General features: G+C 49.6%; 19 protein-coding genes. 12 read left to right on the top strand and 7 right to left on the bottom strand.

The genetic code is table 11. The features are described from left to right. The first annotated feature begins 156 nt into the window (after positions 1-156). The 11 genes from FIM25_RS05035 (at position 157) to FIM25_RS05085 (ending at position 16,395) form a co-directional block, all read left to right on the top strand. On the top strand, positions 157-888 hold the full coding sequence (locus FIM25_RS05035) for an amino acid ABC transporter ATP-binding protein (RefSeq protein WP_139446949.1): 732 nt from the start codon (positions 157-159) through the stop codon (positions 886-888). Between the two features lie 15 nt (positions 889-903). Continuing rightward, a complete protein-coding gene (gene ftsY / locus FIM25_RS05040; RefSeq protein WP_139446951.1) occupies positions 904-2,028 on the top strand; it encodes a signal recognition particle-docking protein FtsY in 1,125 nt (374 codons plus the stop codon). A 427-nt stretch (positions 2,029-2,455) separates the two neighbouring features. Beyond that, complete coding sequence (locus FIM25_RS05045; RefSeq protein ID WP_139446953.1) at positions 2,456-3,619, top strand: PP2C family protein-serine/threonine phosphatase; 1,164 nt, start codon at positions 2,456-2,458, stop codon at positions 3,617-3,619. Between the two features lie 331 nt (positions 3,620-3,950). Beyond that, entirely contained in the window at positions 3,951-4,712 is a 762-nt protein-coding gene (locus FIM25_RS05050) for an ATP-binding protein (protein WP_139446955.1), read from the top strand. Further along, positions 4,706-7,738: a hybrid sensor histidine kinase/response regulator gene (locus tag FIM25_RS05055; protein WP_139446957.1), complete on the top strand. Its 3,033-nt coding sequence runs from the start codon at positions 4,706-4,708 to the stop codon at positions 7,736-7,738. The genes FIM25_RS05050 and FIM25_RS05055 overlap by 7 nt, the downstream gene beginning before the upstream one ends. After that, positions 7,735-8,238 carry a chemotaxis protein CheW gene (locus FIM25_RS05060; protein ID WP_139446958.1) on the top strand — a complete coding sequence of 168 codons (504 nt, stop codon included), beginning with the start codon at positions 7,735-7,737 and terminating at the stop codon, positions 8,236-8,238. The genes FIM25_RS05055 and FIM25_RS05060 overlap by 4 nt, the downstream gene beginning before the upstream one ends. Positions 8,239-8,297: 59 nt before the next feature. After that, positions 8,298-10,763, top strand: coding sequence for a methyl-accepting chemotaxis protein (locus tag FIM25_RS05065; RefSeq protein ID WP_139446960.1), 2,466 nt, complete (start codon positions 8,298-8,300; stop codon positions 10,761-10,763). 566 nt (positions 10,764-11,329) lie between these two features. Beyond that, positions 11,330-12,391 carry a chemotaxis-specific protein-glutamate methyltransferase CheB gene (cheB, locus tag FIM25_RS05070; RefSeq protein WP_139446962.1) on the top strand — a complete coding sequence of 354 codons (1,062 nt, stop codon included), beginning with the start codon at positions 11,330-11,332 and terminating at the stop codon, positions 12,389-12,391. A gap of 7 nt (positions 12,392-12,398) precedes the next feature. Further along, positions 12,399-13,298, top strand: coding sequence for a CheR family methyltransferase (locus FIM25_RS05075; RefSeq protein ID WP_179953170.1), 900 nt, complete (start codon positions 12,399-12,401; stop codon positions 13,296-13,298). Positions 13,299-13,333: 35 nt separating this feature from the next. Further along, positions 13,334-14,992, top strand: coding sequence for a hybrid sensor histidine kinase/response regulator (locus tag FIM25_RS05080; protein ID WP_139446966.1), 1,659 nt, complete (start codon positions 13,334-13,336; stop codon positions 14,990-14,992). Continuing rightward, the gene (locus FIM25_RS05085) at positions 14,989-16,395 is read left to right on the top strand and encodes a sigma-54-dependent transcriptional regulator (protein ID WP_139446968.1); all 1,407 of its coding nucleotides are present in this window, start codon (positions 14,989-14,991) and stop codon (positions 16,393-16,395) included. The genes FIM25_RS05080 and FIM25_RS05085 overlap by 4 nt, the downstream gene beginning before the upstream one ends. A gap of 66 nt (positions 16,396-16,461) precedes the next feature. Here FIM25_RS05085 and FIM25_RS17280 read toward each other — a convergent pair whose 3' ends face one another. The 4 genes from FIM25_RS17280 to FIM25_RS05100 form a co-directional block, all read right to left on the bottom strand. Then, positions 16,462-16,767, bottom strand: a complete 306-nt coding sequence (locus FIM25_RS17280) for a PD-(D/E)XK nuclease domain-containing protein (RefSeq protein WP_218961270.1) — start codon at positions 16,765-16,767, stop codon at positions 16,462-16,464. Beyond that, complete coding sequence (locus FIM25_RS05090; protein WP_218961272.1) at positions 16,736-18,016, bottom strand: ATP-binding protein; 1,281 nt, start codon at positions 18,014-18,016, stop codon at positions 16,736-16,738. The genes FIM25_RS17280 and FIM25_RS05090 overlap by 32 nt, the downstream gene beginning before the upstream one ends. 65 nt (positions 18,017-18,081) lie before the next feature. Next, on the bottom strand, positions 18,082-19,470 hold the full coding sequence (locus tag FIM25_RS05095) for a Fic family protein (protein WP_139446970.1): 1,389 nt from the start codon (positions 19,468-19,470) through the stop codon (positions 18,082-18,084). Then, positions 19,470-19,721: a hypothetical protein gene (locus FIM25_RS05100; protein ID WP_139446971.1), complete on the bottom strand. Its 252-nt coding sequence runs from the start codon at positions 19,719-19,721 to the stop codon at positions 19,470-19,472. The genes FIM25_RS05095 and FIM25_RS05100 overlap by 1 nt, the downstream gene beginning before the upstream one ends. 153 nt (positions 19,722-19,874) lie before the next feature. Between FIM25_RS05100 and FIM25_RS05105 the strand changes: the two genes are divergently transcribed. Then, on the top strand, positions 19,875-21,836 hold the full coding sequence (locus FIM25_RS05105) for an adenylate/guanylate cyclase domain-containing protein (RefSeq protein WP_139446973.1): 1,962 nt from the start codon (positions 19,875-19,877) through the stop codon (positions 21,834-21,836). Positions 21,837-21,908: 72 nt separating this feature from the next. On the opposite strand, the gene FIM25_RS05110 is transcribed toward FIM25_RS05105, so the two are convergent. From FIM25_RS05110 to FIM25_RS05120, 3 genes are all read right to left on the bottom strand, one after another. Next, positions 21,909-22,418 carry a bifunctional nuclease family protein gene (locus FIM25_RS05110; protein WP_179953171.1) on the bottom strand — a complete coding sequence of 170 codons (510 nt, stop codon included), beginning with the start codon at positions 22,416-22,418 and terminating at the stop codon, positions 21,909-21,911. A gap of 29 nt (positions 22,419-22,447) precedes the next feature. Beyond that, positions 22,448-23,797: a tRNA (N6-isopentenyl adenosine(37)-C2)-methylthiotransferase MiaB gene (gene miaB / locus FIM25_RS05115; protein WP_139446977.1), complete on the bottom strand. Its 1,350-nt coding sequence runs from the start codon at positions 23,795-23,797 to the stop codon at positions 22,448-22,450. A gap of 66 nt (positions 23,798-23,863) precedes the next feature. Continuing rightward, on the bottom strand, positions 23,864-24,124 hold the full coding sequence (locus FIM25_RS05120; protein WP_179953172.1) for a DUF4911 domain-containing protein: 261 nt from the start codon (positions 24,122-24,124) through the stop codon (positions 23,864-23,866). Between the last annotated feature and the right edge of the window lie 269 nt (positions 24,125-24,393).

The raw sequence follows: 24,393 nt of genomic DNA on the forward strand, positions 1-24,393 counted from the left end.
AATGCCATGAAAAATGGCCGCACTTACGGCACCATTCCAACGGTGAAAAGTTTCTTCTACTTCCGGCAGAGATCTGCTAATCTCACTGGCTGTTTATATTTGTCTGAAAAAACGACAATCTCTTAACCATATACTTTAAGGAAAAACGGACACCCTATGATTTCCGTAAAAAATATTTTCAAAACCTTCCATGTACCCCATAAGGTTTATGCCCTGAAAGATGTCTCCTGTGAAATTACCGAAGGTGAAGTTTTGGTGGTTATCGGACCTTCAGGCTCCGGGAAAAGTACCTTTCTGCGCTGTTTGAATCAGTTGGAAAAGGCGGATTCAGGACATATCATGATTGACGGCGTCGATATTCTTGATCCTGCCACCAATATAAACAAAGTCCGGGAAGAAGTGGGCATGGTTTTCCAGAGCTTCAACCTCTTTCCCCATAAAACCGTCATGGAAAATATCTGTCTGGCCCAGGAAACGGTACGGAAACGCCCAAAGGAGGAAGCCCTTGAGAGGGCCTATAAGCTCCTGGACAAGGTGGGTATCCGGGACAAGGCAAATGTTTATCCTGAACAGCTTTCCGGCGGACAGCAGCAGCGTGTTGCCATTGCAAGGGCACTGGCCATGGATCCCAAAGTCATGCTCTTTGATGAACCCACATCAGCTCTGGACCCTGAAATGGTGGGCGAAGTGCTGGATGTAATGAAAACCCTTGCCAGAGAGGGTATGACCATGGTGGTTGTCACCCATGAAATGGGTTTTGCAAGGGAGGTTGCGGATCGTGTCATTTTCATGGATCTGGGCGAAATCCTTGAAGTGGGAACCCCGGAACACTTTTTCAAAAGCACACAGAATGAGAGAGCACGCCTTTTCTTAAGTCAGATTCTTTAATAAGGACAGATGAAGATGAGTTTTTCCCTTTTTGGCAAGAAAAAATCCAAAATAACCAAGAATTCTGAAACCCATATTCCCTCCAAGGAAATGCCGGATTCCATGGAGCAGGAAACACCTGAATCTGAAGCAGGTGAACCTGAAGTGGAAATCCGGTCTGATAAAGTAGCTTCTACAGAAGAAAATCCAGAAACCTCTTCCAAAAAGCAGGAAACGGGCGAACAGGATCAGGGCAGTTTTTTCAAAAGCCTCAAAAAAGGTCTTTCCAAAACCAGAGCCCTTTTAACAACGGATGTGGATGATCTGCTTCTGGGCCGCAAGATTGATGAAAGCCTGCTGGAAGAACTGGAAGAAAAGCTCATAACTGCGGATCTCGGCGTGGAAACATCCATGTCCATTGTGGCACGTATCCGGGAAGTCCGGGGCCGCATTCAATCCGGAGAAGACCTGAAAGCCCTTATACGTGAAGAAATTTTAAGGGAGATGGACGAAGAAAATCAGGGTCAGACACAGGAAAGCTTCATGGGCTTTTCTCCGAAGGTGATTCTGGTAACAGGAGTAAATGGTGTGGGTAAAACCACCACCATAGGCAAGATGGCGGCCCTGTATACCCGTCAGGGGAAAAAGGTCATCCTTGCAGCTGGCGATACCTTCCGGGCCGCCGCATGTGAACAGCTGGGAATGTGGGCCGAACGCAGCGGTGCCACCCTGATCCGGCATAAAGAAAATTCCGATCCGGCATCTGTAGCCTTTGATGCCCTGGATGCAGCCATTGCCAGAAAAGCAGACATTGTGCTTGTGGATACGGCAGGCCGTCTGCATAACAAGGTCAATCTCATGGAGGAGCTGAAAAAAATCCGTCGTACTCTGGATAAACGCATGCCCGGAGCCCCCCATGAAACCCTTTTGGTGCTGGATGCCACCACAGGACAGAATGCCCTCAGACAGGCTGAAATTTTCCATGAAGCCGTAGGACTAACCGGCCTTGTGCTGACCAAGCTGGATGGCACTGCCAGAGGTGGTATTGTGGTCTCCATTCAAAAACAGATGGGTCTTCCCATACGTTATATAGGTGTGGGTGAATCCATGGAAGATCTGCAACCCTTTGATGCAAAAGCTTTTCTGGAGGCCATGTTTTAGGCTCTTTTAACAAACTGCCTTTTTAAGAAATCAATAATGATAAAGCAAGCAGGCCTTTTGTGGGTGACATTGCAATAGTTTCGGAGTAACTGTTCAGTACAATTTTCCTTTGATAAATCGAAGACCTTTAATCAGGTGTATAGACAACCGGACCATTTGTTCGTGACGCAATCTTTCAGGATAAAATGTGCTGAATAATTACGTTTCGGATTGTTTCATGAACAAAAGGCCTTTGTGCTTTCAGATCAAGAGAATCCGGCCCAACTGTAACATCCTGGTACTTTTGTCTCAAAAAGTTACAGCCAGCCCCTGATAATCGTAACTTTTTGAGACAAGTCCTGCCCTGCCCTGTTTCCCCTCTCCCATTGTACGGCCCTTTCAAATCTGGCACACAAGTTGCTAACTGTCTCTGCCGAAGGAGACGGATATGGCTGCACACATTCTCATTGCAGAAGACGAAAATCATACAAGACTGGGACTTTCTCTGATTCTGCGTAAGGCAGGATACAGGGTTTCCCTTGCGGAAGACGGCCTTACAGCCCTGAATTTTCTGCGAAAGGCCGCAGATGAAGGCCCTGTTGTGGACCTTTTTCTCACGGACGTGCAGATGCCCGGCCTTACGGGGCTGGAGCTGCTGGATGCCATGAAAAGGGAAGGACTTCTTACACCCACCGTTGCCATAACCGGATACGGCGATAAGGAAATGGTGGTAAGTCTCATGCGGCGGGGATGTCAGGATTATCTGGATAAACCCTTTACTCCCGAAGAAGTGCACAGCTGCATTGAAGGCATCCTTGCAAAGCAGGAGGAAAACAGAGATACCCTGCAAAACCGGGACATGGAACGCTTGCGTCTGGATCTTGAATCAAGGCAGCGGGAAATGTCATCGGCAAGACAGGCCCATGCCGCCCTTACCCGGCCACCAAGACCTGTTAAGAGCCTGAAAATCTGCTTTCTTCAGCATGCCTATGCGGAAATGGGGGGGGATTTTCTGGATTTCCGGGAAACGGGCACACAATGTGACATCCTCCTTGCGGATGTTGCCGGCCATGACATGGGCGCTTCCTACCACACCGTTATGCTGAAAGCCTTTTTTGAGGATCATCCCTTAAGAAATGGTGAAAGTCTTTTCAAGGCCCTCAATACCCATCTGGCCTCTTCCGGCAATGACCGCATGATTACAGCCCTTTTTCTTCGGGTAAACCTCGATGAAAAGCGTATGTCAATCTGCAACGCAGCCCACCCTTCCCCGATTCTTCTGGACTTGAAAACCGGTACCTCCAGCACCCTGAAGGCCACGGGAGACAGCATCGGACTCTGGCCGGATGCGGAATTTCCGGAAACAAGCCATGCCCTTATCCCGGGAAGCCGGATTCTAATGTTCACAGACGGAGTTTCCCAGACAAAACGCATTGACGGGCCTACGGGCAGACGGGAAAGCCTTGGAGAAAAAAGGATAATGGATCTTGCGGTAAAACACCGGGAAAAGGGGCTTGAAGATTTCCTTTCTGCCATATGGAAGGAGATCATGGATTTCTGCCGCAGCAAACCTTCCGATGACATGCTTATGGTGGCCCTTGAAATTCCGTAAGGCCTGTAGGAGCTATTGTTTTTTTATAATCAGAGAAATTACGTGGCCAAAGATTGCGCTGGCCAGCGGGCACCCGTAAAGGGTGCCCCTACAAAACAGGGGCTGCACAATCCATTCGCAGGTGCAGATCCTATGCCTGCCCTACCTGCTCCGGCTGGTCGTGGGTATTGTCCTTAAGGACTTTAAAGTCATTAAAGTCATTAAGGTCATTAAGGAAGGTAAGGGAAAAAGAGCATATTCATTACCTTGCCTCAAAAAGTACCGTGTATAAAGCGTTTATTTTATAAAAATTTCTCAGCAGATTATCTAACCACTTCAGAAAGGATCTGCCATGTTTGCCATCCAGGAAAACGGCAGCGAACTTAATTTTTCCATAGCTTCGGACATGGCCCTTGTGGACCGTTTTGTGGCCCTTGCCAAGGAGTTCATGGAAAGACAGGGAACCACCCGTTTTTCGGAAATAATCATTGTACTCCGTGAACTGCTCATCAATGCCGTGGAACACGGGAATGCCAAAGACCGGTCCCTCACCGTGGAAGGCACCCTTGAAGCACTGGGCCAGGACCGCTTTTGTATCCGGGTGCAGGATGAGGGAAAGGGCGTGGATGCCTCCACCCTTTCCTTTACCATGCCCGAAGACCCTTCCCAGGACCGCAGCCGGGGCTTTGCCCTGATCCATGCCTTTTCCGATGAAATCCGCTTTTCCCAGAACCCCTCCTGTATACGCGCCTGGGTGTCCGTACCAACATACAGTCTCTGCACCCACAGGATGGAAGGAGAATGCGCAGTAATTTTACCCGGCGGAGACATTACCGCAGCTTCCGCAGAAACCTTAAGACGCCTGCTCCTTAAAGTACTGGATCAGGGAGTTTCCCATTTCTGCATTGATCTTTCAGACACCTCGGACATTGATTCCATCGGGCTGAGCCTGCTGATAGCTTTTGCCCGCATTCTAAAGGAAAACAGCGATAAGGGTATCCTTGAAATACAGAATGCGGCAGACAGCCTTGAGACCCTTTTCCGCATGACCCGACTGGACCGGATGTACACCATTGTCCGGAATCAGGAAGATAAGGATGATTCCCCATGCTGAACGACAAAGCGATTCTCGATGAATTTGTTCTGGAAGCCCGGGAGCACCTTGCAAAGGTGGAAGAAGATATTCTGGGCATGGAAGGCGGAGATATTGAAAATACTGCTGAGCTTGTCAACGGGCTTTTCAGAGCCGTGCATTCCATTAAAGGGAGTGCCGGATTTCTGGGCCTCAGTGCCATAGGTTCCCTGACCCATGCCATGGAAGCCCTGCTCTCCATGGTGCGTTCCGGAGAGATTTCTGTGGACAGCATTCTGGCCGATGCCCTGCTTGCGGGCGTTGATCATGTACAGACCCTGCTCGATGACGTGGATAACAGCAATGAGGTAGACATTTCCGCCATACAGAAAAGGCTGGACAGCCTCCTTGAAGACTGTCTTCCGGATCAGGCGAAAAAGGACAGAAAAACCGAGGCCATGCTGCATACGGGAGAAAATCTTCTTCCCTTTCCCGTTTCCGCCTATACCCTGAACCGCATAGATAAAGCCCAGCACCTCTACCTGCTGCGCTATGACCTTGCGGCCATGGAAAAGGACGGAAAACGGCCCATGGAAATCATAGCCGGTCTTCTTTCCGCAGGTGAAATTGTGGAAGCGGAGCTTTCCCTCGATGCCTTTGACCTGCGCCAGTCCCTTCCCAAAGGCCCCTTAAGCTATCAGGTTCTCTATGCCACCATCCTTGAAGAAGATCTGGTTCCCATGATCAGCGGGCTTGCCGATGATGCAATTCAGCCCGTATCCCGAGAGCAGGCCTGTTCCCTATGCCCAGAAGAAAGACAGACAGAACAGGCTGAACGGGAAGAGCAGACGGATTCCATAGCTGAACCGAAAATATTCTTTAGCCCACCCCTTCCCGAACCCGCTGCTGAATCTGAAAAAACGAAGGAAAGGCCGCAGAAAAATCTTCAGAAGGATGAAACCGGAACCCGCAGATCTGCAGGAGATAAAAGTTCCGACAAAGGAGGCAGCATCCGCATACGTCTGGATATTCTGGACGAACTGATGACCCTTGCAGGGGAACTGGTACTGGTCCGCAATCAGCATCTTCTGGCAGCGGATCATACAGGAAATCTTGCCCAGAGACTGGATGGAGTAACCACGGAGCTGCAGCAGACCATCATGCGCACCCGCATGCAGCCCATAGGCAATGTTTTTGCAAAACTGCCCCGCATGGTAAGGGACCTTTCCCAGAAGCTTGAAAAAAACATAGAGCTTGAAATGGAAGGGCAGGATGTGGAGCTGGATAAAACCATACTTGAAGCCCTTGCCGATCCCCTGACCCATCTCATCCGCAATGCCTGCGACCATGGCATTGAATCTCCGGCAGACCGTATGGCTGCAGGAAAACCCGAAACCGGGCATATCCGTGTGACGGCCCGCCATGAAGCCGGACAGATTGTCCTTGTACTCAGCGATGACGGCAAGGGCATGGATACGGAAAGAATCCGTAAAAAAGCCCTGGATCTGGGCCTGAAAAAAGAATCGGAACTTTCCCTGATGACTGACAATGAAATCTGTCAGCTTACCATGCTTTCTGGTTTTTCCACCGCAGACAGGGTTTCAGAGGTTTCAGGCCGGGGCGTTGGCATGGATGTGGTAAAAACATCCATTGAAACTCTGGGCGGTTCTCTGCAGCTTTCTTCGGTGCAGGGTCAGGGATCAAAATTCCGCATCGCCCTGCCCCTGACACTTGCCATAATTCCCTGCCTCACGGTACGGGTCAATGGGGAGCGCTTTGCCATTCCGCAGGTAAATCTGGATGAACTGGTCTGCCTCTATGATGAAGATATAAAACAACGGATTTCCTGTGTTGGTTCCCATGAGGTATGCCGCCTGAGGGAAACCCTTCTGCCCATGGTGCGTATGGCAGAGGTATTGAAAAGACCGGAACCCTTTACGGAAAAAATACAGGCTGACATTGCCAGATCACCCAGAAAACCTGAAAAAAACAGCCTTACCTTTGCCGTGGTCAAGGTGGGCAGCCACCGTTTCGGCCTTGAAGTAGACGAGGTCATAGGTACGGAAGAAATTGTTGTCAAACCCATGCATCCGGCCCTGAAATCCATCCCCATCTATTCCGGTGCCACCATCATGGGAGACGGGGATGTGGCCCTGATTCTCGACATAGACGGCATTGCCCGGCATACGGGAGTGCCTCTGGCGGCAGGCAGCGAAGATGGGCCTGAGAAAAGTATCAGTACCCAGCCTGTCCTTCTCACCGCATCCGGCCCCCACGAGCAGTTTGCCATGGCCCTGCAACTGGTAAGGCGGGTGGAAAAAATAGCGGCAAAGGACATTGAACGCATGGGCCAGAGGGAATTCATCACCCTTGATGAAACCCCCACCCGGATTATCAGGCTTGATAATCTTCTGCCCGTATCTGCCTGTCCCGAAAGTGAAACCTATCATCTGCTCTTACCCAAATTTTCTGAAAAACCCTTTGGCATTCTTTTCTCGGAAATAAGGGACATCGTAGATATCCCCCTGGATCTGGCCACCAAAAGCGTTCCGGGTAAAGGCATACTGGGAGCCGCCGTAATCCGGGAGAGGCTTTCCCTCTTTCTTGACCCCTTCCAGCTCATTGAAACGGCGGAGCCGGAATGGTTCGGCGACAGAATCAGGGCGCAGGAAAAAAAGCAGCAGCGAATTCTCATGGCCGAAGACACGGTCTTTTTTACCCAGCTTGTGCGTAATTACCTGACCTCGGATGGCTACCATGTTCAGACTGCAGCCAATGGGAAGGAAGCCCTGAAAAAGCTTAAGGAAGAAAGTTTTGATCTTCTGGTCAGTGACCTTGAAATGCCGGAAATGGACGGGTGGGAACTGATACGGCAGGTACGAAAAGACCCGGATATAAGGGGAATGAAGGCCATTGCCCTCACGGCCCTTGCCACGGAAGCGGACCGCACCCGTACCCTGAATGCCGGGTTTGATGCCTTTGAAGTGAAAATTGACAGGGAAACCCTGCGCAGGCGTATCCGCAGCATGCTTGGGCATGATTCTTCTTTGCAAAGGAAAAGCGCATGAACCTTAACACAGGAAATCACCGTCAGATCTGCACCTTTATCATTGAAGGAGAACACTACGGGCTGGATATTCTCGATGTCAAGGAAGTCCATGCCGGAAACCGTTTTACCCCCATCCACCATGCACCGGAAACTGTGCGGGGATATGTGAATATCCGGGGCCAGATTCATCTGATCGTGGACCTGAAGGTGCTGCTTGGGCATTCCCCCACTCCGGAGAAGGAAAATACCCGTATTCTGCTCTTCAAACCCGGAGCTGGAGAGGCCTTTGGCGTTATGGTGGATGCCATAGGAGATGTCTGTCCGGCTCCGGACAGCCTGATTGCGCCCATGGACAGTCAGGCAGGTTCCTCCGCCACCGGCGTTCTGCGTCAGCTGGCCACTGGAATTCTTAAAAACAGCAAGCAACTGGTGACCCTGCTTTCTGCGCAAAGCATCCTGCAGCATCTGTCACCATTATCTTCAGATAAAATATCCGGCAGCACCGGAAAATCTAAATAATCCCCCACGGTCCTTAAAACCGTATGACAAAACAGTAAAGCAGCCCTAAGGAGCACAGCGTGAAACTCAAAGATCTTGGAATTGCAAAAAAACTGGGAATAGGTTTTGGCATTGTCTGTCTGGCCCTTCTGCTTCTCGGAGGTGCCAGCATACGGGGCATGGTCAACATCGGCAGTGACATGACACGCCTTGGCAGCTACACCCTGCCCGTGGCCAATGAAATCGCAGATCTTGAAAACTCCACTCTGGCCGCCATTGTGGCCATGCAGAACTTTATCATGAACGGCAATGCTGATTACCTTAGCGAAGGCCGCAGGCAGATTGCCCTGTCCCATACCCATCTGGACAGGCTGGCGGAACTCCACAGGCAATATACGCAAGCCAACAGTCAGGCCAATGAAAAGGGCAGGGCTGCCATCCACAGCTTTTCCGAAAGCATCGACTTAAGTGAAAGGCAGATTCAGGACAATCTGCGTAATGAAGCGGTTTTTGACCAGTCCGGCCAAAACACCCTTGAGACCTTTGTCAATCTCCTTCATCGCTATGAAGCACTTCAGACTGAAGCCATGGAAGCCATGGCCCTTGGCAATGAAATGAAATACCTCATGGCCATGATGCGCCTTTCCCTCACGGCCAGCGCCCTCTTTGACAGTGAAGACAGCTTTAAGGAAATGGACCGCCATAACAGCCGCATGGCAGATATTGCAAAAAATCTGGCGGAAAAGGAATCAAATCCTGCGCTTAAAAAGGAACTGGAAGGTCTTATTCAGATCTCTGCCCGGTACAGGGAAACGGCAGATGCATGGTTGTCAGCTTTCCGTAAGAATCCTGCGCAGGCCAGAAGCGGCGATCTGGCAAGGCTTCTGCGGGATCAGGGGAATATCATTACAAACCATGTGGAAACCTTCCTTTTACACAAAACCAGCGACGTGGAGAGGATCCTCAGAAATAATGATTTCATAGAAAGTCTCACCCGTCAGGTGGCCCATATGCGCATTCTGGAAAAAACCTATATTCTGGACCGCAATGAAACCAACCGGGACCGCTGGCTGGCCCACTATGCAGACATCAGCAAAAAACTGGAGCAGGCAGCAGAAAGTGCCACAGATGAAGAAAGCAGAGAAATTCTGGCCCAAATCCGGACGAATCTGCAACTGTATCGCCAGAATGCTTCCATCTGGGTCAACAACCGCCTTGTCCTTGAAAACGAAACCCTGCCCGAGCTCCAGAGGCGCGGTCATGTTCTTGCTCAGCTCTGCAATCAGGCTTCGGAAAATGCATGGCAGCAGTTCCACATTGCGTCGGAGAACACCCTGAGTATCGTAAAAAGAGCCACATGGGGACTTTCCATCGTGACCCTCCTTGGCCTTGCCTTTGCCATTGCCGCAGGCTTTACCATATCAAAAAGCATCAGCAGACCGGTACAGCGCCTTGTAAAAACCGCTGAAGCCCTTGCAAGGGGCGATATGACATCCAAAAGCCGCATCAGCCAGAAGGATGAAATCGGTCAGCTGGCCCATGCCGTTGACACTTCCATGGAGCAACTGGCCACGGTGGTACGGGATGTGAAAGGCAACGCCGATACCCTTGCAGGTGCGTCCGAAGAGCTTTCCACTGTTTCCCATCAGCTGGCGTCTGGCTCCGAAGAGGTCACCACCCAGGCCACCAACGTGGCAGGAGCCACTGAACAGATGAGTACCAACATCAGCACCATGGCTTCCGCCACCGAGGAAATGAGTGTCAATATTCAGGGTATTTCCAGCACCGCAGAACAGATGAGCACCAACATGAAGGCTGTAACCCTTTCCATGGAAGAATCCAGTGCTGGGATTTATAAAATAGCCGAAAATGCTGAAACCAACACGGCCATAGCAGAAAAAGCCATGGATCTTGCGGGTTCTGCCACGGAAACCATGAATCTTTTAGGTAATGCAGCCAAAGAAATCGGAGATGTCACGGAAGTCATCAAGCGCATTGCGGAGCAGACCAACCTCCTGGCCCTTAACGCCACCATTGAGGCAGCCAGTGCAGGAGATGCGGGACGGGGCTTTGCCGTTGTTGCCAGTGAAATCAAGGCCCTTGCCAGCCAGAGCGCCCATGCGGCGGAAAACATAGCCGCCAGAATCCGGGGCGTTCAGGACACCACGGGAGAAGCCGTCAGGGGCATTGCCGATGTTTCTGGTATCATTGCCGATATTACAAAACGTACCAATGACACCACGGAAGCGGTAAAGAATCAGACCCGCATTGCAGAAACCATTGCCAGCAACATCGCCGAAGCCACGGCAGGCATCCAGCACATTGCAACGGGTATTGCCGAGGTGGCTCAGGGTGCCAATGACATGAGCCGCAATGCCGGTGAGGCAGCCCAGGCAGCCCGAGACATCGCCGCCAACATTCAGGGCGTGAGTGCCGCAGCCCAGCAGTCCAGTGCAGCGGCCAGTCAGGTGAATGCCTCCGCTGTGGATCTCAGCAAACTTGCAGGAGAACTGCGGCGGCATATGGAAGGCTTTAAAACAGATTGATTTATTTTTTTATAATTGTTCAGCACATTTTATTCAGAAATATCAAAGCTGTAATTTCAGCAACTTAGTACTATTGCAAGGCACCCTGGCTATTTGCAAGTGACGTTGCAATCGTTTCGGATCAGAGCTTTGAAGGCCTGTGCGAAAGAAGCGGCAAACTGTCTGAGCCGCCACAAAGGCAGCGTGCTCAAGCCTCCCATGGTAATAAAATAGTTCATCCTGCCTGTGGCGGGGAGTTTTTGCCGCTTCAGCACAGGGCAAGAAGCTCCCGAATAAGATTGCGTCACGGGCAAATAGCTTGGGTGTCTGTGCATCTGTCTCACAGGTATTGTCCTTGGAAAATTGTGCTGAACGATTACATTTTTTTATCAAGAATAGTATCAAAAAGGTAGACAGGGGCAGGCCTTGAGCCTGCCCCATGGCCTTCGCCCTAAGATACAAGACCGTGACTCAAAGAAAATGCTACTGAACAAAACCCGGCTTTTTTTGTTTACCCTGAAAGCTTCCCCGCTTATACTCTTCAAAAGGATACTTCATTTCTTCCCTGACTCCCATGGAGCCTGTACATGTCTTCTCCCATAACCGTTCTTATTGTGGATGACTCTCGCATTTTCCGGAATGCTCTGGCCTTAAGCCTTTCCGAAGAAAAGGACATCAAGGTTCTGGGCTCCGTGAGAAACGGCAGAAAAGCCCTTGAGTTTCTGGAAAAGAACCCCGTTGATATCATCACTCTGGATCTGGACATGCCGGAAATGGATGGTCTTTCAACCCTGAAAGCCATCCGCAGCCTTAAAGCCCCTGCACCTGGTGTTCTTGTCATCAGCGGACACGCGGGCAGTGCGGAGGATCTCAGGAGAGAAAGCCTTGCTGCAGGAGCCTTTGCCTATATCCCCAAACCCGTGGCTGTGGCAGGTGAACTTCCACTGGAACGGCTTAAAAATGCCGTTGCTCCCAGAATCCGGTCCTATATAAAGCGGGGCATCCCCTCTCCCCTTCCCCCTGAATGCCTGCCCTGTCCGGATTCATCCAGAAACAAAAAAAACCAGACAGAAGTTATCCTCATCGGTGTTTCCACAGGTGGCCCAAAAGCCCTGCATGCCCTGCTGCCCAAACTCTGTAGGGATACTTCCCTGCCAATTCTGGTGGTGCAGCACATGCCCCCTGATTTCACGCTCTCCCTTGCAGAAAGCCTCAATGCCCAGTGCAGCCACAGCGTTGTGGAAGCAGAAGACGGGATGGAGGTTCTGCCTGAAAAGGTGTACATCGCCCCCGGCGGGCGGCATATGCTGGTGAGAAAATCCGGAACAAAAATTAAAATTGTGCTGAATGACGGACCAGCGGAAAAGGGCTGCCGGCCTTCGGCGGACATTCTGTTCCGTTCTGCTGCCGCAGTCTGGGAACACAGGACTCTGGCTCTGGTTCTTACGGGTATGGGCCGGGACGGAACCCAGGGCGCTGCAAGCCTGAAACGTGCGGGAGCCACAATTTTTGTTCAAGATGAAAAAAGCAGTGTGGTCTGGGGGATGCCGGGCAGTGTCGTGGCAGCGGGTCTTTCCGATGCCATTTTCCCCATTGAAACCATGGCCCGTGCCGTTCATCAATATCTTACATCCTGCTCCGGAGTCTAAAAAAAACATGGAACTGTCCCAGAACGCCTTTGACCAGCTTCGTACATGGATACATGAAGCCTGTGGCATTTATCTGCATACTGGCAAGGAATATCTTGTACAGCAGCGCCTTAGCGCTATGGTTAAGGAAGAAGGTTGCAGGGATTTTCCTTCCTTTTTCCAGAAACTCAGAAACAGCAGAGACCCTTTATTAAAAAACCGCGTCATCGATGCCATGACCACCAATGAAACCTATTTTTTCAGGGATCAGCATCCCTTTGATACTTTTTTCAACTCCCTTCTGCCTGCAATGGCCCTTAAAAAAAAAGCCGGTGTCAAATCAAAGTTTCGTATCTGGAGTGCGGGATCTTCCACAGGCCAGGAAGCCTACAGCCTTGCCATGCTCATCCATGAATTCTGTTCCTCTGCAACTCAGCCCCTTTCTTCCCATTCTTTTGAAATCATTGGCACAGATATCTCGGCACCGGTTCTGGATAAAGCCCGTGCAGGCATCTATTCAGACCTTGAAATAAGCCGGGGACTTTCTCCTGAACGCAGAAATAAATATTTTTCAAAAATCAGTGAAAACAAATGGCAGCTCAGCGACTCCATCCGCAACCTTGTCCGTTTCCAGACCCTCAATTTTATAGACAGTTTCCCAAATATGGGTCTCTTTGATCTGATTTTATGCCGCAATGTACTGATTTATTTTGATGAAGCCACCAAACGGCGTATTTTTAATCACTTTGCCAGCATACTGGACTCCGATGGACATCTCATCCTTGGAGGCAGCGAAAATATTTATGGAATAAGCACGGCTTTCAAAAGCAAAAAAGAAGGGATGACCCTTATCTATGAAAAAATAAATGGAAGGGAACCCATTGCCGTTCAATCATCCGCCGTGGCCAGATCTTTCTTTTCTACCTGAAACAAAATAGCTTCTGATAAAAATCGGATAAAACTATGAACCCCAACACACCTTCGGATGCAGATGTTATAAAGCTGCGGGAAGAGCTTGCCCTAACAAAAAAAAAGCTTGAAGAAGAACGCATTAGGCGAAAGCGGCTGAAAGCAGGACTGCACTTCACGGACCTTGTAAGCACAGCACTTCTGGATACCATCAGCGATGCCCTGATGCTGATCCGGCCCGATGCCCGCATCCTGCGCATCAATCAGGCCATGCGCAGATGGTATAATATCCCCGAAGACAGAGAAGCCGAAGGACAGAACCTCTGGGATCTTCTCTCTGAAACACAGCGTATTCAGAGGCAAAAACATCTGGCTTCGGTGCTGGCCACAGGAAAACCCCTGCACTATGAAGCCCAGAACGGCTCCATGCACATGGCCCTTTCCATATGGCCGGTTTTTGATGCAAAAATGCAGATCACTGCACTTTTTGTGCTGGGAAGGGACATCTCCAGCCAAAAAGAAGCCGAAACCAGAGCCAAAAACCAGCAGGAACAACTGATTCAGGCGGCTAAAATGGTGGCTCTGGGTACTCTGGTATCTGGCGTAGCCCACGAAATCAACAATCCCACCAACTTTATCATGCTCAACCTGCCCCTGATCGAAGATTCATGGGAGTCCGCCCGCCCCATTCTTCAGGCATATTATGAAAGCAGAGGGGAATTTGATCTGGGGGGGCTTCCCTATTCGGAAATGAAGGATTATCTGCCGGAGCTTTTTGAAGGTATCCGTGACGGCGGCCGCCGCATCCGCAATATCGTGGAAGATCTGAAAAACTTTGCCCGTCAGGACAGCCCTGATCTTTCCCGCAAAGTAGATATAAACGAGGTTGTACGCACGGGCATCAGCCTTCTGGGTACCCTGATCCGTAAAAATGCCCCCCGTTTCCGGGTACGCTACGGAGAAAACATTCCATCCATCCGGGGCAATCCCCAGAAACTGGAACAGGTCATCATCAACCTTATCCAGAATGCCTGTCAGGCTCTGACGGACAGGGATCAGGCCATCCGGGTCCATACCCTCTATGATTCTGCTGCAAGGGAAATCCGTGTGGCAATTAAAGATGAAGGCAGGGGTATACCGGAGCATATTCTCCCCCACGTTCAGGACCCCTTTTACACCACCCGCAGGGATCAGGGCGGTACAGGCCTCGGACTTTCCATTTCAGCAAGCATCATCCGTGAACACGGCGGGCGTTTGGAAATCAGCAGCGAAGAAGGAAAAGGCTCGGTTTTCACCCTCTGCCTTCCCCTCCAGCCACCGGCCATGCGGAAAAAAATCCTTGTGGTGGATGATGAAAAGGGTATCCGCACCCTGCTTGCGGACATGCTCAGGGAAAATGCCCTCTTTGATGTGCATGAGGCGGACTCGGGCATGGCCGCCTGCCTGAAGCTGGGTTCCCTGAAGCCGGATCTTCTGGTTCTGGATCTGAACATGCCGGACATGAATGGCGTTGAAGTCTGTGAATGGGTTAGGACTGAACCAGACCTTAAAGATCTTAAAATCATTATTGTTACAGGCTACGGAGCTGCTTCCGCCATTGCTGAACTTGAAAAACTGGATGTCCCCGATGTGCTGGCCAAACCCGTATCCATGAAGGATCTTGAACAGTCTGCCATCAGACTCCTCGGGCTTTCCGACGGGGAACAGTCATGAGCATGGAGAAAATCCATATCCTTGTGGTGGAAGATGAAGCCCACAGCCGCAACACCTACCGCATTCTTCTCCGGCAGGCTGGTTTTGAAAATATCCATCTGCTGGACAGGGGCGACGCTGTCCTTCCCTTCCTTGAAAAAAACAGCGTCGCCTGTATTCTTCTGGATCTGAACCTTCCGGGAACCAATGGCGAGACCCTTCTACCCCGTATTCATGAAGAGTATCCCCACATTCCTGTCCTTATTCTGACGGGAGTCCATTTTGTGGAAACCGCCGTCCGGTGTATGCAAAAGGGTGCCTTTGATTTCATGACCAAGCCTGTTGAAAGGGAGAGGCTTTTGGTGGGGGTCAGAAAAGCCCTTGAAGTCCGGGATCTGGCGGATACGACACGCCGTTTTCAGGGTGGAAGAAGCGAAAAACTAAAATATCCTGAACTCTTTGCACCCATCATCACCCGCAGTTCTGCCATGGAAAATCTCTTTCATTATATGGAAGCCGTAGCACCTTCTTCCCTGCCTGTACTCATCACAGGAGAAACAGGAACGGGAAAAGAATTGATCGCACAGGTTTTGCACAGGCTTTCCGGGCGAACAGGTGAGTTTGTGGGCTGCAATATTGCAGGACTGGATGAGGCACTGATTTCAGACACCCTTTTTGGCCATGAACGGGGAGCTTTCACCCATGCGGAAAAAAAACGCGAGGGACTTGTGGCTCGGGCGAAAAACGGCACCCTCTTTCTGGATGAAATCGGAGAAATGCCTTCACAGACTCAGGTGAAACTTCTGCGCTTTCTTCAGGAAGGCGATTATCTTCCCGTTGGTGCTGATAAACCAAGGCGCTCTTCCGCCCGTATCCTTGCCGCCACCAACCGGCATCCTGAAACCATGAAAGAGGGAAAGGGCTTTCGTAAAGATCTCTTTTACCGCCTTGCTCCCCACAGTATTCATCTGCCCCCTCTAAGGGAAAGGCCGGAAGACATCCCGCTGCTGCTGGAGCATTTTTCCAGACAGGCAGCCATGGATATGAATCTGCCTTTTCCAAAAATTGAAAAAAATCTTGTTCAGGTACTGCAAAAGCATGATTTTCCCGGGAACATAAGGGAATTTCAGGGGCTGGTTCACGATGCCGTGGGCAAAAGCCGGGGCAGGCCCCTTTGTCCTGATCACTTTAATCTTCCGGAAACCCTGACAGTAAAATCAAAAAAAGACGATGATTTCAACCATGACCATGCCTTTCTTCCCCTAGACCCCTTCCCTACTCTGGCAGATGCAGAAGCGTCCCTTATCCTTGAAGCCCTCCACAGGGAAAAGGGCAATCAGACCCGTGCGGCGGAGCTGCTGGGCATTTCAAGGCAGACTTTAAACAGAAAACTGCGGCAGGATAAAAAATCTCCCCATGGATAAAGGGAATTGCCACGGAATACATCAGGGGGGAAAAAATGCGGGCAAGGGGCTTTTAAGGTCGCCTGCTCATGGAAGAAGTTCCCATGAAAAATTTGTAATATTTCGTTCTTCTGCGGAAAAGACCATACCCACCAGATAGATTTTTTTTCCATCGGCCCTGTATTTTTCGTGATACCCCTTGTCCTTGATCTGCTGCAGAGCGGCGGCGGCACTTTTTTCCTGTGAAGCCATTTTAAACTCAATAATATACACCTTATCATCGGTACGCAGACTTAAGTCCATGCTGCCCCTGTTTGTTCTGTCTTCTGGCGTGACATCAATTCCCATGGATGCAAAATAGCTATAAAAAAACAGAGGCATAATGGCCTTCACAGGCCTCCATGGTATTTTTTCTGTACCAGTCATGGGGAATGGCGGCTAAAAGGGCATGGAAATACCTGTGCAGAATATCCGGTTCCCCCTTAAGAATGCTTTCATACAAAGGCATTCTTGCGGATTCCCGCTGATGCAGGTCGTCAATGAAATAGGCAAGGAGAGAATCGTTCAGGGCGGATTTTACTTCCATGTTGGGATATCCAAGGGTGTACTGGGTCAGCGCACCGATCTGCCGCATTCCCCGAATGGTAAGGTAGCCCGTCTGAAAAAGCAGGGCTTCCGGGCTGATGCGCTCAATGTCAAAGCTGTCCAGAATGGTTCCTGTGGCCTGAACCTGCTCCATTTCAAAGGATCGGAAATTATTTTTTTTAAGTATCTGGATTAAAAATGTGGGAGTACCCGTCTCAAACCAGTAGTTGCGTATCTGGCGGCTCTGGAGGGCATTGAGGATGGCAAAGGGATTGTAAACCTTTTCTCCTAACCATGCATAGCCATTGTACCACTGCCGTATGAGATCCATGTCAAGGCCCTGAAGCCTGTCTTCAAAAACACTGTACAGCTCCCCTTCCGTATACCCGCAAAGGGTGGCGTAGGCTTCGTTCAGGGTAATGTCCTGCAGGTGATTAAGGCCGCTGAAATGGGAAACCTTGGAGAACTTGCTCACGCCCGCTATCAAAACAAACTCCAGGTGGGCATCCGCATCCTTGAGAACGGAATAGAAGTTTTTCAGTTCCTCCCGAATGCTGACGGCAAGTTCCGTATCATCAATGCGGTCCAGAATGGGCTTGTCGTACTCATCAATGAGTACCACCACCTTTTTACCGGTTTTCCGGGCAATTTTGACAATGGCTTCCATGAAACGACCATCCACGGACTTTTTTTCATAGTCAATCCCATGCTCATTGCGGATATCAAGGAGAAAGGATTCAATCTTGACCTGAAGCTCCCCAAGGCTGCGGATGACACCGGAACCAAAGCTGATATGGATAACGGGGCTGGCATTCTCCCAGTCCCAGTTATGCTCAAGGTAAAGGCCTTTGAAAAGGTCCTTTCTGCCAGCAAAGGCCTGATGCAGGGTATCCAGAAAGAGGCTTTTTCCAAATCTGCGGGGTCTTGAAAGAAAAAAAAAGCCGCCGCCTTCATTCAGCAGTTTTTCTACAAAGGGGGTTTTATCCACATAGTAGAATTCGTCCGGATTTTTTCTGATTTTTTCAAAGCTCTGGATACCTATGGGCAGTTTTTTCATCTTGATTTCCTTCAAAAAAACTATGTTTCTGTAGGTCTAAGTGTTTTAGCAAAAGCTCAAGCTGGTCAGGCATGGTCACCTCCCTTGCCCAGCAGGGCCTTGCCCTTTGCAGTGAGGCGGTATTTTTGAGTCGGGCTTTTGGGGGAAGAGGGCTGAGTCATTTCTATAAATCCGGCTTCAAGGGCAGGTTGTAAATAGTCGTATAGAAAAGTTGGTCGGTGAGCTAATTTTAAAACACTCATCAGTTCTTTAGTTCCTTTTATCTGCCACCCAATTGCTTCAAGCAGCCGTTTTACTTGTTCGGTTACTTGTTCGGTTACTTGTTCGGTTACTTGTTCCCCTGTTTGCCCGGCTATTTTTTGCAAATCATTTTCTTTTGGCAAGGGTTGAGCATAGGGAAAAACCACTCGCATGAAATTCCGGCTGATCTGAAAGCACTCACGACCATAGGCTTCTAAAATACGAGGAATTCCTGAGCCAAGATGTTCGACAATTTCAAGATCCCGGAATATCCGCATAATTTCCTTATTGCGGGGGGCTGTATGGCCTGCAAAGAAATCTTCCATTTCAAGACCATAGGGTAATCCTCCGGCAGAGGTGATTTCCAGCCTGTCAGAAAAAAATTCAAATTTGGGGATACTGCCATTGGAGTAATCATTATGAACAATGGCATTGACCACTGCTTCCCGCAGGGCAATGGGGTTGATCATCGGGCGCTCTTCCCGCAAAGGAACACCAATTCTGGTATAAATGGTATTTTCGACATTCATTCTGTCCATAACATTTTTATAGGCTTTAATCAGAGAACAGCGGCCAAAATCAATATTTTCTACAAGATCAACCCGTGTAGTGTCCGCATATTTTGCAACCTGAACAGAAACCCCGTTTTCATCTGCTAAAAGATAAGCGGCATAATTGGGCTTTCCTTCGGGAGTCAGCAGTTCCAGATTTTTCATGAAGGAGGTATTCAGGTGCAAGCCCCTTGTTTCATAATAGATTTTAAGCTGTTCAAAGGTAAGATTGTGGCGGGTTGATTCCATTTTTCCAATGGTATTGCGGATTCTTCTGCTGTAGAGAGAATCTATCATCTCTTGGGACATGGGTTCGCTTGAACTGCCTATCCGTATAAAACAGCCTTTTTCTGTCATACCATATTTGCGTAAATAATAGGGCTTTTCCATACCTCCGGCAACGATGATCCGGATAAGCTTTTTGTCTTCTTTTACTTCCAGAATCACATCAAAAAGCCCCATGGCGGAAGGCTGGATATTGTTTTTGATTCTGTCTTTGATAATCAGCTGAAGCTGATCACTTTTATCTACGCCAACAGCAGTGCCCTTATCATCTATGCCGATAAAAATTACACCACCGTCACGATAATTCAGAAAGGCGACAACTTCTTTTTCCAATGAATCAGTCAGCTCTTTTTTGTATTCAATGCGATTTGATTCCACTAAGAGCCTCCCAAAGCCTGCATCAGCTCAGTTTTCAAGGCATCACGGGTGGCATTCATCAGTCTACCCCTCTTCCCTCGTTTTTTACTTTCCGGGAGAAAGAACCTACACAAAAAATTTATCTCCATCATAATCCGGAAAAGTATCCCGTTTTCATAGGATAGCCCGACCATTATTACAAGTTCTTTTGCAGTCTCTGCTCTGCTCTTCTTCTGAAAACGCCTCAAAAGTTCCAGCACCTGAAACGGCAAGGAACAATCCAGCCATGAGGCAGGTTCTCCAGCATAAAGGAGATAGAGATTGGGGATCAGTGCCCTTGCTATGGCAATGCGCTTGTCATGGGGTCAGATTCTGGAGTATAGAGATTTGTATAATCCTTTGATAATAAAAAAGTGGGGATAACGATGCAGAAAAAAACAGCCCTGATACGACAGATAAAAAGTCTTGCGGGAAAAAAAAGCCTTTCCCATCCAATTTTAATAATGTTTTTAGCTGCTTTATGCATATGGGCCATTTCCCTGCGCCCCCCTACCCTCATTTCAGCCATGGCATCGGCCCTGAGCGATACCTATTATACCTTCAATACAAAAACGCCCTCTTCCTCCCTTGTTTTCATTGATATTGACCACGAAAGCGTTAAGGAATTTGGCAGGTGGCCATGGTCAAGGGATATTCTTGCAAAGGGTTTTTCCTCACTATCCAAGGCAAAGGTCATCGGGCTGGATATTATCTTTGCTGAACCCACTGAAGCAAAAAAAGATGCGGCACTGGCCGAAGCCCTCTCAGGGCTGCCCGTCATAGGCGGTATCTTTTTAAATGGTCCTAGACTCTCTTCTCTGGGCGAGGATGTATATTATCATCTGCTGGACTCTTCCCTTATGCAGGCTGGAAAGGCCAGCCTTCTGGAGAGTGACAGGCTGGAAGCCCCCGTCTCACCCATACGTGAATCCATTCCCCTGCTGGCCGCCCTCAACACCCTGCCCGATGCGGATCAGCGTTTCCGTCATTATCCTCTGGCCTTCTGGGTAGGAGATCTTGCCATTCCCAACCTTGGTGTACAGATGGCCCGCATGGCTCTGCATGAAGATCTTGTATTCACAGACAATGGCATTTTCATGGGAGACAGAAAGATTCCTGCGGATGCAAGGGGTTCCATACGCTTAAATTTCTACAGACATGATTCCTATGCATCCATGGGTTTTACCCGCCTCATGGAAGATGATTTTGACCCGGATACCCTGAAGGATAAAATTGTCATTGTGGGTGTCAGCGAAGCCGGAGTCAGCGATCTGAGGGCCACACCCGTAGGACAGTTTCCCGGCCCCCTCATGCATCTCACCTTTGTGGCCAATCTTGAGGATGGCTCCATACCCGCAGAAATTTACGGATGGAAAATGGCAGGAGTTCTTTTTCTCTTCTGCCTTCTCTGGTGGCCATCCCTGCGCATGCAGATACCATGGCAGAGAATGTCCCTTTATACTTTGCTGTTTAGCGGTCTTTACGGAGCAGGTCTGGGGGGATACCTTTACGGAGGAGTCTGGCTGGAAATTTTTTATCCGGGACTCTGGCTTATGCTGGCCATTCTTACAGGGGAAGTGCATCTTTTCATGGAAAGCCGTGCCGGAAGCGAGGCCCTTCGTTCCGCTTTTTCCAGTTATCTGGCTCCTGAGGTAGTGGAAAGCCTGATCCGTAATCCGGAAAAACTCCGCCTTGGCGGAGAAGCCAGAGAACTTACCCTTCTCTTCACTGATCTCAGGGGCTTTACAGCCCGCTCAGAAACCATGGATGCCGAATCCATGGTTAAACTGCTCAATGCCTATTTTGAACCCATGACCCATGCTGTTTTCACCTACAGAGGCACTCTGGATAAATATATAGGGGATGCCATCATGGCCATTTACAATGCGCCCATGGAAGATGATGATCACGCCTTCCATGCCTGTCTTTCGGCCATATGCATGCTAAGGGAGCTTGAAAAATTCAATGCCGAACACCCGGAGCATGAGCCGCTTCAAATGGGGATAGGTATCAATACCGGACCTGCGGTGGTGGGAAATCTTGGGTCTTCCTTCCGGTTCAGCTACACGGCCATCGGTGATGCGGTGAATGTGGCTGCAAGGCTTGAAAGTGCCACCAAGGAAGTCAATCAGGAGCTTGTGGCAGAAAAAAATACAGGAAAAGATATTCCAGTGGACTATGCGGATATTCTTCTGGGGGAGAGCACCTATCAGGCGGTCAAAGACCGTCTGCCCTGCACGCCTTTGCCTCCAAGGCCCCTTAAAGGTAAAAGCGGTTTCCTTGCCATCTACTCTTTAAGGTGGCGCGAAATAAAGGAGGCCCTGCTGGAAAAGCACAGGGCCAGATAAATTAATTTCCCAAGAAACCTGTTTATGAGGCAGGTGCCTTACACTGCTACGAAATAACTGAAAGTACGTCGTTCAGGCATGGCCGAAATGCTCAGGGTCCATTTTTTCAAGAATCTTTAACCATCTTCTGCCCTCTTCAGAGGTATCGGCAGCCTCGCTAATGATCTCAGCCTTTCCTGTTGTTTCCCCGACCAGTTCCTGACCAAAGAGCCGGGCTGCCATGAATATCGGCGCTTCAAAACGCAGGGCCAAAGAAATGGCATCACTGGGCCTTGAATCCATGGAAAAGGCATCGCTTTCATCGGAACCAAGAAAAATTTTTGCAGAAAAACGACCTTCTTTCAGGCTTGTTACCTCTGCCCGGATCATCCTGTAACCTGTTTCACGAATAAAGGATGCAAAAAGATCATGGGTCATGGGGCTTTCAAGGTTTTCCTTGCGGATGGCTGCGGCAATGCCTGCGGCTTCCAGATGACCTATCACAAGGGGCACCGCCTGATCACTGTCGTATTTTTTCAGAATCAGCACAGGCTGACGAATTGACGGATCCAGAGACAGACTGACTATTTCAACACGAAACACCGTGGTCCTCCTTGGGTATAAAAATACTGCTATATCTGACTGCCCCAGAGGGAATGCCCCAGGGCACGGTCTATACGTACAGGGATACAACGGCCCACAGGATTTTCATCACCTTCGGCCAGTACGGCATGAACAACGCGGTTACCCTCGGTTCTTCCAGCCACCCGTTCCCCTGCCGCAGGGTCAGTGATGGCAGAAGGGTCTACCTTTCTAGGGCTTTTCCCCTCCACAAGGATTTCTTCCATCCTTCCCACACAGGCTTCATTTTTTTCACGGGTAATGCCATCCTGAAGGGTCAGCAGGGCAGACAGACGGCTCTTTTTTTCTTTTTCAGGAATCTTGTCTGAGAAATCAGCAGCCTTTGCATTGGGCCTGTCTGAATAAGCAAAGGCAAAGACGCTATCATAACGGATGCTTTCCACAAGGGAAAGGGTCTCGTTAAAATCCTCTCTGCTTTCTCCTGGGAAGCCCACAATGATATCCGTGCCAAGGGCAATATCCGGACAGACATCCCGCAGACGGGCTATACGCTCCAGATAATGTTCCCTTGTATATTTTCTGTTCATACGGGAAAGAACGGCTGTAGAGCCGGACTGCACGGGCAGATGCAGATGGGAGCATAGTTTGGGGATCTGTGCAAAGGCATCGATCAGCTCATCGGAAAGATCTTTGGGATGGGAGGTGGCAAAACGAAGGCGCTGAAGCCCGTCAATATCTGCCACCATGCGTAAAAGCTCCGGAAAATCCGGCAGGCCTTCTTTTTTTCCGTAGCTGTTCACGTTCTGACCTAAAAGGGTTATTTCTCTGGCCCCGGCAGCTACTTTTTTTATTACTTCGTCCACAATGGCTTCAGGCCTGCGGCTCATTTCCCGGCCCCGCACATAGGGAACAACGCAATAGGTACAAAAGTTGTCGCATCCCCTCATAATGGTTACAAAATCAGAAATCCCGCCCCGCATTTCCCCGGAATCCGGTCTTTCAGGAAGCTCTTCGGCCATATCAACATCCACAATTCTGCCGGAACCGGCCAGAACGGAAGCTACAATTTCCGGAAGACGCCATATGGCATGGGTGCCAAAAACGAAATCCACATAGGGCACACGGCTGAGGATACCTGCTCCTTCCTGCTGGGCCACACAGCCAGCCACACCGATGCGGAATCCGGGTTTTGAAGCTTTAATGGCCTGAAGCCGGCCAATGAAACTAAAAGCCTTGTCTTCGGCCTTGGCCCGGATGGAACAGGTATTTACAATTACAAGGTCTGCACTTTCCGGATTGTCTGTGGGCAGATACCCCATGGGAGACAACAGGCGGTAAAAAAGATCGGCATCAGAGGAATTCATCTGGCAGCCGATGGTAAACACATAAAGAAGCTTCATTCTTTTCCCCGATATTCTCGCTTAATACATGTATATCAGTCATAAAAACAAGTTTTGGCTATATAATCAACCAAGGCAGAGTTGTGTTGAAAAACCCATTTTTTCCACTTCTGCCCTGCTGAGGGGAACAAGGGAGGCTCCGTCCCCAAGGGCTGCAGCAACTTCTTCCACCAGAGCAAGACAGCCCGGTGCCACACGGACCATGACCAGCCCCCGTTCCCTGTCAAGGGTGGTAACGGCTCCCATACCTTCATAGGCTTCCAGAAGAAAACGGAAAAAGCCGATTTCACTGCGATTCATCCAGAAAAATAAAGCTTCCGTCTCCAATACTTCCCCCTGTATAAACACCTTAAAAAATCTATGCTTTGACCCCGTTCCATATATCTGCCAGAAGGACATTGAATCAAAGCCGCCTTCCGGACAGGAAGGCTATCATAACGGTCTGAAAAACCTTTGCAATATTTTTTTAGTAAAAAAGCATCGGTACAGCATAAAAATATGATTTATTTTAAAGTTCAGATTGCTTCCCATACCATGAGTCTGGTATATTTTTCCGATAGTTTTTCCGCCCATCGGCAATACGATTCGTACCCAGG

This window comes from Desulfobotulus mexicanus (genome assembly GCF_006175995.1).
Classification (GTDB): domain Bacteria; phylum Desulfobacterota; class Desulfobacteria; order Desulfobacterales; family ASO4-4; genus Desulfobotulus; species Desulfobotulus mexicanus.

Coding starts and splice junctions, on each gene's coding strand:
- FIM25_RS05035 (WP_139446949.1), top strand. CDS start 157: ATGATTTCCGTAAAAAATATTTTCAAAACCTTCCATGTACCCCATAAG.
- ftsY (WP_139446951.1), top strand. CDS start 904: ATGAGTTTTTCCCTTTTTGGCAAGAAAAAATCCAAAATAACCAAGAAT.
- FIM25_RS05045 (WP_139446953.1), top strand. CDS start 2,456: ATGGCTGCACACATTCTCATTGCAGAAGACGAAAATCATACAAGACTG.
- FIM25_RS05050 (WP_139446955.1), top strand. CDS start 3,951: ATGTTTGCCATCCAGGAAAACGGCAGCGAACTTAATTTTTCCATAGCT.
- FIM25_RS05055 (WP_139446957.1), top strand. CDS start 4,706: ATGCTGAACGACAAAGCGATTCTCGATGAATTTGTTCTGGAAGCCCGG.
- FIM25_RS05060 (WP_139446958.1), top strand. CDS start 7,735: ATGAACCTTAACACAGGAAATCACCGTCAGATCTGCACCTTTATCATT.
- cheB (WP_139446962.1), top strand. CDS start 11,330: ATGTCTTCTCCCATAACCGTTCTTATTGTGGATGACTCTCGCATTTTC.
- FIM25_RS05075 (WP_179953170.1), top strand. CDS start 12,399: ATGGAACTGTCCCAGAACGCCTTTGACCAGCTTCGTACATGGATACAT.
- FIM25_RS05080 (WP_139446966.1), top strand. CDS start 13,334: ATGAACCCCAACACACCTTCGGATGCAGATGTTATAAAGCTGCGGGAA.
- FIM25_RS05085 (WP_139446968.1), top strand. CDS start 14,989: ATGAGCATGGAGAAAATCCATATCCTTGTGGTGGAAGATGAAGCCCAC.
- FIM25_RS05090 (WP_218961272.1), bottom strand. CDS start 18,016: ATGAAAAAACTGCCCATAGGTATCCAGAGCTTTGAAAAAATCAGAAAA.
- FIM25_RS05105 (WP_139446973.1), top strand. CDS start 19,875: ATGCAGAAAAAAACAGCCCTGATACGACAGATAAAAAGTCTTGCGGGA.
- miaB (WP_139446977.1), bottom strand. CDS start 23,797: ATGAAGCTTCTTTATGTGTTTACCATCGGCTGCCAGATGAATTCCTCT.